Here is a 14,416-nt window from a genome sequence, read left to right as displayed (position 1 = left end):
GTAAATATCTTATAAAGAACGGTGGGCCGGGCCTAAAAAACTACATACACAACCAATCTACTTCGCAAATATTGGTGCTTTTTTTAGCCACATGTTCCGGCAATATACTACAAAATTAAATTTTGATCATGTGAAAATCTAATGCTGGCATCCGCTCGTTTTGCAGAACAGTGGGCCTGCCCCGCCGGGCCACGAGCGGACATTATTGATGGCATGAAACACTTCTTCGGGGCTGTTAAATTAGTTTACACCCGCTTCGTGCAATACTTCTTTATTCAGGTTTATATATTCCTGGCTGTTTTGGGCTAAAGCCAGCTTGAGTCCTTCGTTAGCAGAAACGATAGCAGATTTTTTATCGCCCGTTTTTAGTTGTAACCTGGCCAGCCAGTATTTGGCATTGAAAGACGGGGACTGTGTTTTATCTACTTCCTGCATCCAGGCCAGCGCCTGGTTAAGATCCTGCCCATGATTATAATACCAAATGGCCGACATATAATAGGGTTTATTATCGCCCTTCATGGCTTCCTGTATATTGGCCATAATGCGCTCATCTACGTTAGCTTTTAACCGAAGGTTGATACCCGTGTTTTCCCATAATATTTGAAGCACGCCATCATCCTGATGAACATCTGCAAACTGAATGGTCAGCGTTTCAACCTTAGCGGGCAGTTTTACCGGCTTTACTTTAAACCGAAGCAGGTCTTGTTTTTCGTCGTAAGAGTAAGCGCCCCACTGGTTTGTGTTTTTATTAAATATCATAGTCCATTCATCCGGGCCTGGAATGCTAAAGAGTGCATAAGCGCCAGGCAGAAGCGTATGTCCTTCCACCGCTATCGTATCAGTTAAGGTGATGATCGTGGCATTATTAGCCCCGGTGCGCCATACTAAGCCATAGGGCTCAATACCACCAAAGATTTTCCTGCCCCTGGTATTTGGCCGATAGTATTTTACAGAAATAGTACCCAGCCCAAAATCCTGTTCAACGCGCTGGCCCATACTTGCAGCAGGTATTTTATATTTAAGCTCCTGCGCCCTGGCGCCATAAAAAGAAAAGCTTACCAACGTGGCCAGACAAAATAAAACTGTTTTCATAATTTGGTTTATGATTAGTTAGGTAATTTGTTATTTAACAGGATTTCCAACTTTTTCAGTTTCGATGCCCAGAACTCATCAAAGTAGTTTAGCCAGGCCTGTAGTTCTTCGAAACCATCCTTTTTCAGCGTACAATACCGTTCCCGCCCCATATCCCGGATGGAAATAAACCCGGCGGTTTCCAATATTTTTACATGTTTGGAAACCGCAGGACGACTCATATCGAAATGATCTACCAGGCTATTGATGGTCATACTATCCTCTGATAACAACATCAACATCTTTCTCCTGCTGGGATCTCCGATCACCTGGAATGTATCAAGCGTTGGTATGGCCACGTAATGTAGTATTTAAAAGTTTATCGATGTTCTGGAGTTTTTCCACCCAGCCATGCAGCAAGCCGTTGTAAAAATCCAGGTTTTCTTTTTTGGCGAAACCGCTGTGCTCTAAATAAACCTCGGTACCGTTATCCCTGGGTTCCAGTTTCCATATCACTACAGAATCCAGCGTGATCTCCCCTCCTCCTGGTCCGCTTTTCCAGGAATAAGAAAGTTTTTTAAAGGGAACAATCTCCAATACTTTGCAGTAAAATATGCCGTCAAAATCGAGACTGGGTATGGGGCCGGTCCTGAATTGAAAGTCGTACCCTACAATAGGCTGAAAGTCATTTTTCATGAGCCATTGAGCCATCAGTTCAGATTTTGTCAGGTATTCCCAAACCGCCTCTTGCGGATGAGGGAAGAAAAATTGGTGTTTGATGATTTTTGCCATAATGAGTAACTTTGAAGTTACTCAAATATATAGGTAACTTCTGAGTTACGCAATTAATTTTAACAAATTCGAGAAATACAGGTATCTTCTTGCAACTCCTGTTTCAGAAAACAGTAAGTCGAGGCTTTTCTCAGGCATAACCATTTAGTATTTCCAGGCCGACCTTATAAAGTATCCCCATCCGCTATATATTACAATCATTCCGATCTCAAGCTCTTTATAGGGTTAACAACCGCTGCTTTTATAGATTCATAACTAACCGTAAGCCAGGCGATGCCCAAAGCGGCCAGGGATGCCGAGAAGAATACCAGCCAGCTAACATTAATATGATAGGCAAAACCGGCCAACCAACTGTTCACAGCATACCATGAAAGAGGTATGGCTATAACTATAGCGATCAGAATTAACCGGGTGATCCCGAAAGATAATAAATAGACGAGATTAAATACGGATGCTCCTAATACTTTACGTACGCCAATCTCTTTGGTACGTTGCTCGGCCACAAAAGCGGATAAACCATATAAACCCAGGCAGGATATAAAAATGCCCAGAATAGCAAAAAGATTAAAAATGTTGCCCATCTGTTGTTCTCCTTTATAAAGGTTAGCCAGATCCTGATCAAGGAAATCAAATTTGAAAGGATAAGCAGGGTTGAGCTCCTGGCTTATAGCGGCTAAAGTCTTTATAGTTGCGTTTGTTTTACCGGGCAATGTCCTTACCACCACAAAACCACCTATCTTATTAAAGGGCATCACCAATGGTTCTATAGCCTGCTGAACCGGTTTAAAATTAAAGTCTTTCACCACGCCAATGATAGTACCCTTGTTACCCCAAACCGCTATGGTTTTACCCACTGCCGTACTGGAGTTTAAACCCATTATGCTCAGCATTTTTTCGTTAACCATGTAATTATTTGAATCCGCTTTAAAGGCTCTTGAAAAACTTCGTCCCGCTAATAACTTCATCCGGAATACATGGGTAAAATCCTCATTGACAGCCATCACCGGGATAGATATTTGCGAACGGGGATCTTTGCCATCCCATTTTACGTTAAGTGTCCAGCCCCCCAGGTTGGTGGGCAAGTCGGTAATAAGGGCAAAATCGCTGGTAAGCGGGTTTCGTTTTAGCTCATTTTTTAAGGCTTGCTGCTTGTTCCAGATATCGCCTGTCATCGGTATATACAAGAGATTGGCCTTCTCGAAGCCTGGATTCCTGTCTTTAATAAATTTAAGCTGATTGTAGATCACCACTGTCCCGACAAGCAACACAATAGACACCATAAATTGAGTTACGACCAACGTGTTGCGGAACAGTAAATTGCCGCCCATTGACTTTACGTTCCCCTTGAGCACTTTAACCGGGTTAAAGCCGGAAAGAAACAAGGCCGGGTAGCTGCCGGAGATGAGCCCGGTTAACATGGCAATACCAAAAAGGCTTAACCAAAGCTTCGCATCTGACACATCAAAGCTGAGTTTTTTGTTGGCCAGTTCATTGAATACTGGTAAGAATAAACTGACGATCGCTATTGCAAGCAATAAGGACAGGAAAGAAATGAATACAGACTCGCTTAAAAACTGGAGGATCAACTGCCCGCGTACGGCACCTGCCACTTTGCGTAAGCCGATTTCCTTGGCCCTGCGGGCTGAACGTGCGGTAGCCAGATTCATAAAATTGATACAGGCTACTACGAGAATCAGAATAGCGATAATAAAAAAGATGTTTACATATTGCGCATTCCCATGCCCTGGAAAATCCCCCAACCTTTCGGGTGCCAAATGGATTTTGGTTAACGGCTGCAGTTGGAACAAGGCTTTAGTTCCGGGGCTATGCTTCTGAAATATTTGATCAATTTGCTTTTCCAGCCCTAATAAATTGGGAGCAGAAGGGTCAAAACTTTTATCTAATTGAACATAGTCCAAAAAATTGAAGTTGCCCCATATATTATTTTTCAAATCGTCATTCGTTCTGGCTAAAGAGGCCATGGGAAGAATGATGTCAAATTGCAGATCTGAGTTAGCAGGAATATTGGCCAAAACGCCTGTTACTATCACGTTTTCTTGATTATCTTTTCGTATTATCTTGCCTATAGGATCTTCATTTCCGAAGTATTTTGTTGCTATTTCCTGTGTTATTAAAACGCCATCCACACTTGCTAACGCCGTGGCACGGTCACCCTTCACCAGGGGAAAGGAAAACACATCCATAAAACTTGGGTCTGCATAAAACACACGTCCCTCTTGAAATTTTTTGTTATTTGTTTCAAACAAGGTAGTGGCGCTTTGGCTTTGGCCCAAACGAACAGTATTTTTAATGACCGGCATTTCCGCTTTCAGTCCGGCGGGCATACCTGCCGAGTTTGCTCCACTTTTTGAATCACCAAATTCGCTGGTTATACGATAAATCTGGTCGGCGTTTTTATGGAACCTGTCGTAACTTAATTCATTTTGAACCCAAAGCAAAATTAGGATACTTGATGCCAGGCCGATCGCCAAACCTGATATATTGATAATAGAATAGGCTTTATCCTTTGTGATATTCCTGTAAGCAAGTTTAAAATATGTTCTTAACATAGCTATGCTTTTTAAATGAGTAATTAAATTTACGAGATACGGGCTTAATGTTATGATTCTGTTTAAAACCCATGCCAACAATATAAATAAATATCAATCAGCCTTTTACATAATTACAATGAACGATATCGTTCGAAAACGTTACAACCACTGTGCGGTTTTATCAGTTGGGTGACCCGTCCTGAAATAGCTATACCGATGATAATTTCCAGATAAGGCTCGAACCTGTGAATATAAGATTAGAGGGTACTATAAAATAGAATCAAAACAGAATGTTTTTGCTAACTAATGGTCGGTGTTATTATCGCACCTATGGAAACAAAGAAGCCTGCGAATCAAAATTTGCAGGCTTTTGGGTTATAATAAAACCGTTGCGGATGAGGAAGGACTCGGCACCATGCAAGGAGCCGCTTTTTTCTTCGGTTAAACTTGCCCGTTATAATTTGGGTCAAATTCCACAATCCATTCAATTCCATATTTGTCTCTAAACATTCCGGCATATGTACCCCAGGGACTGTCACCAATGGACCCTTCAACATCTCCGCCTGCCGATAGTCCGTTAAATATTTTGTCTGCTTCTTCACGGCTTTCGGCAGCCACTGCTATTTTAGACCTGTTTTCGCTTTCGTTTACCCGTCCCATAAATTCGGGAACGTCATTGGCTATTAATACATTCTGTTTACCAATAGGCAAAGCAATGTGCATGAGTTTATTTGCCTCATTTTCCGGCACCTGAAAATCCATGCCTGCCATATCTTTGAAACGAATGATCTTTGTGAATTCTCCGCCAAAAACTGATCTGTAAAAAGTGAATGCTTCTTCGGCATTTCCGTTGAAGTTGATCCATGGATTGATTGTTCTCATAATTTTATTTTTTAGGTTTTAATTTTCTGTTTATAATTTCTGCGATAAAGTGACCAACAGATCTTCCAGGTTTTTTAAGGTTATGGTGAAGCCTATTTTGAAGCCCTCCAATAATTTCTCCAATCGCTCAAACGATTCATTAAAAATGGTAATGTTCACCTTGGTTATGCCATTTTGTTCGCTGAAATTGTAATCCCATTCAGATCCAGGCAGTTCACGATTTTCGTCTTTATCCGCAAACGCGTTGTACATCTTAAAATTAGTTTTCGGGGTAATGGAAGTAAATTCCTGCACCGACCAACGCTCCTGCCCGTCGGGGCTTATCATTGCGTAAAATCGCCGCCCGCCTACTTCAAAATTCATATACTTGGTTTTGGCGCGCATAGGTGCAGGTGCCCCCCATTGGTCCAGTAGTTCGGCTTTGGTAAAGGCATCCCATACTAAAGATTTGCCGGCATTAAACTCCCTGGTTATATAAACCGTTTTCGCGGTTTTGTCAACGTTAAAATCAAATAGCAAATCGTTGTTCATTACTTCTGTTCTTTAATTGTTGTTAATAATTTGTCAAGTTGATTAAATTGGGTTTCCCAGTTTTGCCTGAATTGGGCCAACCAATGATCAAACTCCTGCATTTTTTTCGCATTAAAGTGATAATAAATCTCCCTGCCGCTATGCTCAGGTTTAATTAATTCACATTCGTGCAGTACTTTAATATGTTTTGATACTGCCTGGCGGGTCATATCAAATTTTTCCGCCATTGCATTTGGTGTTAATGCCTGGATAGCGATTAACGTTAAAATAGCCCTGCGTGTTGGATCTGATATGGCCTGGAATATATCTTGTTTCATTCTTGATTATTAATTAAGCAACTCTCCGGTTGCATATATATATGCAACCTTTAAGTTGCGCAAATAAATTTACATTTTTTTTCGCGGTATAATGAAGGGAAATGTAGTGGTAATTGGTATTGATCACAATAACTAACCAAACCGTGTATTACTTTACATGAAGAAGGGACTCGAACTTGCAAAACTTCATAACCATACCATTTTCAAATATTTATATTGAATTTATATGGGTTATTTATGAATAGAAAATAGTTAAAAAAGAAATAGCCTGCTAAGAATCGACGCTTTAGCAGGCTATTGTATGCAAAGGCGGAAGAGGAGGAATTTGTACACAGTGGCAAAATCAGCTTTATTTCTCTTTAATGATAGTTTCTCCAAGATGGGTCTCGTATAAGTCCCTTTCAAATTCGATTAAATTCAGCAAAATCTGATGTTCAAATTTACTAATCGATTTTAAAAGTAAATGTGAAATTCTTATCAATCAAAGGATTCAGAATACTTTATTTCCAAGTTTTGATTTTTTCTATCTCAGCACATTTTTTAGACAAAAGTTTGATAATATTAAAAAAATAATATTTAACTTCAAATAACATTTCACATCCGATGCTTTACATGTTTTTCTAAATTCAAGAGGGATAACTCTCGATATCAGAATATTGCAATTTATTGCTACCTAATCCATCAAAATCTAAAAGCTTCTACATTAATTCCTTTTATAAAATAATTTTCATTTACATCTGTTACTGCTGAATTTCAGCTAACAATATCCTGCTAATAATAAATTGTTAATATGATTTAACAAAGCTTGTTATGGATAATAGTAAACAAGAAAATGTTAACGCCACGAGCAGAAATAAAAATGGGATTGAACAGAAAAGTAATTCCATTGCTAAACAATTCAGCATTGAAGTGCCCACTGTTTCATTGCCTAAAGGCGGCGGAGCAATCAAAGGTATTGACGAAAAATTTTCAGTAAATGCCGTAAATGGAACATCCTCATTCAGCTTACCCATCCCTATCTCAGGTGCAAGGGGATTTATGCCTTCCTTAACTTTGTCCTACAATTCAGGTTCGGGTAATGGCACATTTGGACTTGGTTGGTCGCTTGGCCTTTCCTCCATTCGCAGAAAGACTGAGAAAGGACTACCCCAATATGATGATGCTATTGACTCTGACACATTCACCATCTCTGAGGCAGAGGACCTGGTTGCAGAATATCAAAAAGATATCAAGGGAAATTGGGTCAAAAATGGCGAAGGCAATTTTATTGTTAATGAGTTCCCCTCCCCTGATAAAAATTTCCTTATCAGAAGATATAAGCCCCGATTAGAGGGATTGTTTTCACGTATAGAAAGATGGACTGAGGCCTCATCCGGCTATATCCATTGGAGGGTAATTTCAAAAGACAATATTACCACAATATTTGGATACACCGCCACCTGTAGGATAGCTAATCCGCGCGATGACCTTAAGATTTTTGAATGGTTCCCCGAATTTACTTATGATGATAAAGGTAATTGTGCACTATACGAATACAAAAAGGAAAATGGCACAGAAATACCTATAGCGCCGCACAATTATAATAGGCTGAATGGCAATACTGCTTTTTCAAATACTTATTTAAAAAGGCTATACACCGGCAACAAAACGCCATATAACAACACAGACAAAAACTTTCCGGCAACAAGCCAGTTCATGTTTGAAACGCTATTTGATTACGGCGAAAACGATCAAAATAATATTCCATTCGAAGAAATACAACCATCAAAATGGCCTTTCAGGAAGGATGCTTTTTCATCCTATCGTTCAGGCTTTGAGATACGAACCTGCAGGTTATGTCACCGTGTTTTACTGTATCATCGTTTCGATAAATTTAAGAATGGTTCGGCCCTCGTAAAATCGCTCGATTTTGAGTATGACGACAATGGTATGGATAGTTTTACATTTTTAAAGGCAGCTACTTTAAAGGGCTATACCCAGCAGGATGATGGAACTTACTCCCTGAAGACTTTTCCTCCATTTAGTTTCGATTACCAGGAATATGCCTGGAATAACCAAATAAATACTATTTCGCAAGATGCATTGATCAATGCGCCCGCTGGTATTTATGGCAATAACTATGAGTTTACAGACTTGTATAGCGAAGGCCTTTCTGGCATTCTTACAGAGCAGGGTACTGGCTGGTTTTATAAAAAGAACCTGGGCGGAGGTAATTTCACCCCAGCAAATCCTGTAATGCAAAAACCTTCATTTAACGGACTAAACCGGCAATTGCAATTAACAGAACTGGAAGCCGACGGGCTGAAACAGATCGTGAACTGGCAAAGCGAACCCAAAGGTTTCTTTGAATTAAATGATGACAATGAGTGGGAACCATTTGTGGCTTTTAAGTCAATACCCAATATTGATTTCGGCGATCCTAATACCCGACAATTGGACCTGAATGGTGACGGGCTTGCGGATATTTTAATTACGGAAGATAACGTATTCAGATGGTACCCTTCCGGAGGTAAAATGGGGTATGATTCTTCAAATACCATTACCAGAATATATGACGAAGAAAAGGGGCCTGCCATTATTTTCGCCGATTCCACAGAAAGCATTTTTCTGGCGGATATGAGCGGTGACGGTTTAACAGATATTGTGAGGATCCGCAATAGTGATGTATGCTACTGGCCTAACCTGGGTTTTGGCAAATTTGGTGCAAAAGTGGCAATGGACAATGCCCCTATTTTTGATTATGAAGATCGATTTAACCCTCAATATATTAAGTTGGCGGATGTAGACGGCTCAGGAACTTCAGATATTATTTATCTGGGCCGGGATAGTTTTTCGATATGGCTTAACCGCCAGGGCAATAGCTTTACTGAAAACCCAACAATCATTGACCCTTTTCCCCAAATAAATCGCCATACAAAGATCAGTACTACGGACATATTAGGTACCGGACTAATCTGTATTGTATGGAACAGCGATCTCCCCAATGATACAAATGCGCCCTTGCGCTATATTGACCTAATGAATAGTCAAAAGCCGCATATCATGACGGCTTACAGGAATAATCTCGGTAAAGAGACATTTTTGGTTTACACACCTTCCACCCGATTTTATGTAGAGGATAAACTTGCTTTAACTCCCTGGGTTACTAAACTGCATTTTCCGGTATATTGTGTTTCATCTGTTACCACGTACGATCGAATACGTAAAACACGCTTTGTAAGTACATACTCTTACCATCACGGCTATTATGACCATGCCGAACGCGAATTCAGGGGGTTTGCAAGGGTGGATCAGATTGACTCAGAAACAATAGCCGGGTATGTTGTTGACAATGGCGTACCAAATAATGTTAAAGAAAATGACCTGGACCAGCCACCAATACTGACAAGAACCTGGTTTCACACGGGTGCAATTTTAAAGGGCGATAATATTCTTAGTCAATTTGCTAATGAATACTTTAAAAACACTTTCGCACCTGAGAAGATACTGCCAGAGCCGGTTTTGCCTGCAAGGATGAACGCTGATGAACACCGGCAGGCATTTCGTGCTTGCAAAGGTTTCATGCTCCGCAAGGAAGTTTGCGTGCTTGATGCCAATAACAAACCGGGAGACCCTTATATAACAGAGCAGCATAATTGCCTGGTCGACCTGCTGCAGCCACAGGGAGGCAACAAATACGGAATTTTCCTTATCCACGAGAGTGAAAACATTACTTATCATTACGAGCGCAATCCCCAGGACCCGAGAACGCAGCAGTCATTTATTTTTGAAATAGATGATTATGGCAATGTATTATCCTCTGCTGATGTGGTTTATCCAAGACAAATAAATCCGGCCCCTTTTGCTGAGCAATCTCAGGGACATGTAGTTTATACCCAAAATTCATTCACCAATAATATACAGGCCGATTTTGACTATCGGGCGCCGTTGCCCGCATCCGTTGTAAAATTTGAAGTAACTCTTAAGGTTCCATTGACTGCTTACATCGGCATAGATGAACTAAAAACAGGCTGCGAAGCTGCGGCTGTGATCGATTATAATCAGCCGGCTGCCGCTACGTGCAAAAGGATAATTGAAATTACGAGGTCAAGTTATTTGAGCGATGATACCTTAGTGGTATTTGGCTTTGGTATTGCTCAGTCTAAGGGGCTACTGCATCAGCAATTCAAAGCAGCCTTTAACGACAATATGCTCGATAGTTTGCTGGGAGGTAAAATCTCTCCACTTGAGCTTGCCGGTGTAAAAACGAATCTTACCGGCACCGATCTTACCAATTTAAAAGATCCCCAGGGCGCGTATAACAAAGACAAGATTACCATTGAAGGGGCGCCTTTTGATTATTATTGGTTGCACTCTGGTTTTACGGGTTATGATGCTGGCAATTTTTTCTTGCCGGTCAAATACACCGACGCTTTTAACCAGGACACCAATATTGAATATGACATGCCTTTTCACCTTTATATAACCAAAATAACAGATGCAAAGCAAAATGTGACATCAACTGATCAATTTAACTTTCGCACGTTATCGCCCCTGCTGATAACGGATATGAATGGTAACCGAAGTGCCGCCCGGTATGATGAATTAGGAATGGTAATAAAAACATTTGCCATGGGTAAAAAGGGCGTTAACGAAGGCGATAATTTTGATAACGGTACGGATGAACCTAGTATTGGCGACCATCCTGGAATGGAGATGTCCTATACCCTTGATAACTGGTACAAACAGATAACCACGCCTAATTTTATCAATAAAGCCGACCTGGATACTTTTAATTATAAGCCAAATGCAAACTACGTTCAGCTTACCGCTTACGAAACTCACTATTTCCCGGATCAAACACCGCGAAACAGGATGCAGGTGTCCTATTCCTATTCGGACGGAAGCGGCAGGAAAATCATGCAAAAGGTACAGGCCAAGCCGGAAACCCTTGCCTCAGCGCCCCGTTGGATCGGTACTGGCCGGGTTATTTTAAATAATAAGGGTAACCCGGTTAAACAATATGAACCTTTCTTTAGCAGTAACCCGGATTTTGAAGACGAATCAGACATCGTTCAAACAGGTGTTTCGCCAATTATTCATTATGACCCGCTGGATCGTGTGATTAGAACGAATTTCCCTGACGGTACTTTTTCACGTGTTGAGTTTGATCCATGGATGCAGATAGCTTATGACCAGGTTGATACCGTAACTGAACTTGCTAACCAATGGTATATTGACCGCCACTCCCCTGCAATAACTGATAAGGAGCCGGTAGACGCTCCGACAAGGGCGGCATGGCTGGCGGCTATCGTTTCCGGCACCCCAACCACTGTTTACCTGGATACACTTGGTCACAGTTTTTTATCAGAACAGCAAAACAAGTTTTTTTCGGTAGATGACGTTACCAAGAAAGCTGTTATCGGGGGCATTGATAAATACAATACCCTTACCGAATTCGATATAAAAGGCAACCCATTGAGGATTACAGATGCTATGGGTAACCCGGTAATGCAATATAGCTATGATATGGCCGGTAACCAGGTATTTCAAAACGGCATGGATGCGGGCCGCAGGTGGATGCTCCATAATGCCGCAGGTAAACCCTTGCATAGTTGGGATGAAAAGCAGCAGCAGTTCAGTTTTTTTTATGATGAGTTAGGGCGGCCTATTCAGTCGTTGGTAAGCATGGGTGGGGCGGCCGGTTTGGTATTTGACAAACTGGTTTATGGCGATGCCCCTACGGCACCTGCCAACCAAAACCTGCGCGGGAAAATTTACCAGCATAACGATACTGCCGGTTTACTAACCAATGATGCATTCGATTTCAAAGGCAACCTGCTGCAAACATCCAGGCAGTTATTGAAGAAATATGATGAAATTGTTCCGTCAGACCTGACACCCGATCCTGCCATTACCTATATATCGTCAAGCGCTTATGACGCGCTCAACCGCGCCTGGAAAATGGTTACACCTGATAATTCTGTGCAATACCATCTATTTAACCAGGCAGGACTGCTGGAAAGTGTGCTATTCAACCCGCAGGGCAGTATTGCTATGACTCCCGCGAATGAAAGCTTTGATGCCTTATCTGCCAATATCACCTTAACTAAATTTGTAACTAGTATCGATTACAATGAAAAAGGGCAGCGTAGCCGCATCGTATATGGCAATAATACAATTACGACCTATGCATATGAGCCTCAAACGTTCAGGTTATCAACCTTGGTGACCACAGATCAAAATAAGGCCAATACCTACCAGGACCTGACTTATACTTATGACCCTGTGGGCAATATTACCCAGGTGAGTGATGTGGCCCACAAGCCGGTTTATTTTGATAATGGCGTTGTAAAGCCAGAAATGAATTATACTTATGACGCGATATACCGTTTAATACAAGCGACAGGAAGAGAACACATCGGGCAGAATCAAATACAAGAAAATGGTGCGAACCAGAATTATAGGAATTTTCCTTTTGGCTCCGATAATTTGCCTAAACCGGGCGATGTGGTGGCGATGCGCAATTACACACAAAAATTCTCGTATGACAAGGTCGGCAACATTTTGGTGTTTGATCACAAGGGTGATGATGGCAACGGCTATATTCGCAATTATAGTTATAACAATGCGTCAGCCAACCCGGGCACAAACAACAATAGGCTTTTAACCACACAGGTTGCCGGCAATGCTCTGATCCAGTATGATCATGATATACACGGCAATATGACAGTGACCGGTGCAGTTGCCGCAAAAAAAGGCATGCCCCATCTGTCGCGGATGGATTGGAATTTCAAGGATGAACTTTACGCGACTGCCAAAACGGTTATACTCAATGGCACGCCCGAAACTACCTTTTACGCGTATGATCAGGCCGGGATACGGGTACGTAAGGTGACCCACGCACAAAGTAACCAGGTTAATACACTCGGCCCCATAAAGGAGGAACGGATTTATTTGCAGGGATATGAGATTTACCGCAGCTATGATATTGACGGAACGCCCTTAGTAGAAAGGCAAACCGTACATATCATGGACGACAAAAGCCGGGTGGCCCTTGTCGAAACAAAAACTATCGGCGATAAAACCAGGACCGACCCTACCGATAAAAACCGGCGCTATATACGTTACCAGTACAGCAACCATCTGGGCTCGGCCTCGCTTGAGCTGGATGAGAAGAACCAGATGATATCTTATGAAGAATATCACCCCTATGGCACCACGGCTTACCAGGCCATCAACCCGGTTATAAACCCTATTGCCAAACGATATCGCTACACGGGTTTGGAGCGGGATGAAGAAAATGGGTTTGGGTATCACAATGCCAGGTATTATGTTCCGTGGCTGGGGAGGTGGGCGAGTTGTGATCCGATTGGGATTGGGGATGGCATTAATATATATGTTTATGCCAGGAACAATCCGATTAGACTAAAAGATCCAACTGGACGCTCAGGACAAGAACCAGACTCGCATGAAAACGCCGGGGCAAAGAATGGAGCAGAACCTGAATCGCCCATAGCTGCAGAGGGTCATGTCGAAAAAAAGCACGAAAATAGGACGGTCGAGGCTGCAGAAGGGACAGTAAAAGGAACGCATGCAACTGAGGGGGTATTAGATTTGGCTGCTCAGGTAGCGAAAACGTTCTTCGTTAAAAGATTTAAGACGGGACTGTTCTCAGAAGTATTAATACCAAGGAATCTTCCATTTAAACTTTTTGAAATATTGGAGCCTATCGCCCATGTTCTAAAAAAAGCAGGAGCAATTGCCGCGCCGCTCACAACCGCTGGCGCGACCTTAATTGAAAATAAGGCAAAAACCAAAGCCGGAGTGATTGCAGATGCAGGCTTGTCAGGAGCAGGAGTAGGTGGTTACATAGCTTTTGTAATTGCGATTGGAGCTGCACCATTGCTCGCAGTAGAAGGGGGCGTCTACCTATACGCAAAGTATATTAAAAAAAATGAAAAACTTGAGAAGCAAGCCACAATTGAGGGGCATCTACCTTTTTTAGTTCACATCGGGATTGCCGCAATAGAAGGCAATCGAACCTACGGTGCTGAATTACTGAAAGAGTTAGATGAAGGTAAAGCTCCATTTTTATGGGTTCAGGAGAAAAAACTATATGACAAACTGTATCCACCACCAAAAGTAGAATTGCGGAATTCTGATGCGAGTCCTGGCTTCACAGCTACCTGGATATATCGTTTACCCCCAATAACGATAAGGTCGAGACATCAAAGGCAGTAAGACACAAAACTGTAAGCGAAATATGGTACTGCCTATCGGGATGCGGAG

The 14,416-nt window shown here is 41.8% G+C and carries 8 protein-coding genes; 1 reads left to right on the top strand and 7 read right to left on the bottom strand.

Annotated elements, in window-relative coordinates:
• Nucleotides 1–240: 240 nt before the first annotated feature.
• From Q0R88_RS23140 to Q0R88_RS23110, 7 genes are all read right to left on the bottom strand, one after another.
• Complete coding sequence (locus tag Q0R88_RS23140) at nt 241–1,092, bottom strand: DUF2911 domain-containing protein (RefSeq protein WP_295720792.1); 852 nt, start codon at nt 1,090–1,092, stop codon at nt 241–243.
• Nucleotides 1,093–1,106: 14 nt separating this feature from the next.
• Complete coding sequence (locus Q0R88_RS23135) at nt 1,107–1,430, bottom strand: metalloregulator ArsR/SmtB family transcription factor (RefSeq protein ID WP_295720791.1); 324 nt, start codon at nt 1,428–1,430, stop codon at nt 1,107–1,109.
• On the bottom strand, nt 1,411–1,863 hold the full coding sequence (locus Q0R88_RS23130; protein ID WP_295720790.1) for an SRPBCC domain-containing protein: 453 nt from the start codon (nt 1,861–1,863) through the stop codon (nt 1,411–1,413). The genes Q0R88_RS23135 and Q0R88_RS23130 overlap by 20 nt, the downstream gene beginning before the upstream one ends.
• 197 nt (nt 1,864–2,060) lie before the next feature.
• Nucleotides 2,061–4,433 carry an ABC transporter permease gene (locus Q0R88_RS23125; RefSeq protein WP_295720789.1) on the bottom strand — a complete coding sequence of 791 codons (2,373 nt, stop codon included), beginning with the start codon at nt 4,431–4,433 and terminating at the stop codon, nt 2,061–2,063.
• 423 nt (nt 4,434–4,856) lie between these two features.
• Nucleotides 4,857–5,297: a VOC family protein gene (locus Q0R88_RS23120; RefSeq protein WP_295720788.1), complete on the bottom strand. Its 441-nt coding sequence runs from the start codon at nt 5,295–5,297 to the stop codon at nt 4,857–4,859.
• A 30-nt stretch (nt 5,298–5,327) separates the two neighbouring features.
• The gene (locus Q0R88_RS23115) at nt 5,328–5,828 is read right to left on the bottom strand and encodes an SRPBCC domain-containing protein (RefSeq protein WP_295720787.1); all 501 of its coding nucleotides are present in this window, start codon (nt 5,826–5,828) and stop codon (nt 5,328–5,330) included.
• On the bottom strand, nt 5,828–6,145 hold the full coding sequence (locus Q0R88_RS23110; protein WP_295720786.1) for a metalloregulator ArsR/SmtB family transcription factor: 318 nt from the start codon (nt 6,143–6,145) through the stop codon (nt 5,828–5,830). Before Q0R88_RS23110 ends, Q0R88_RS23115 begins: the two co-directional genes overlap by 1 nt.
• An 810-nt stretch (nt 6,146–6,955) precedes the next feature.
• On the opposite strand from Q0R88_RS23110, the gene Q0R88_RS23105 reads away from it, so the two are divergent.
• A complete protein-coding gene (locus Q0R88_RS23105) occupies nt 6,956–14,368 on the top strand; it encodes a SpvB/TcaC N-terminal domain-containing protein (protein WP_295720785.1) in 7,413 nt (2,470 codons plus the stop codon).
• Nucleotides 14,369–14,416: the final 48 nt, after the last annotated feature.

Origin of the sequence: Mucilaginibacter sp., from assembly GCF_025362475.1 — a bacterium.
GTDB lineage: Bacteria > Bacteroidota > Bacteroidia > Sphingobacteriales > Sphingobacteriaceae > Mucilaginibacter.
This window is presented reverse-complemented; position numbering and strand designations above follow the sequence as displayed.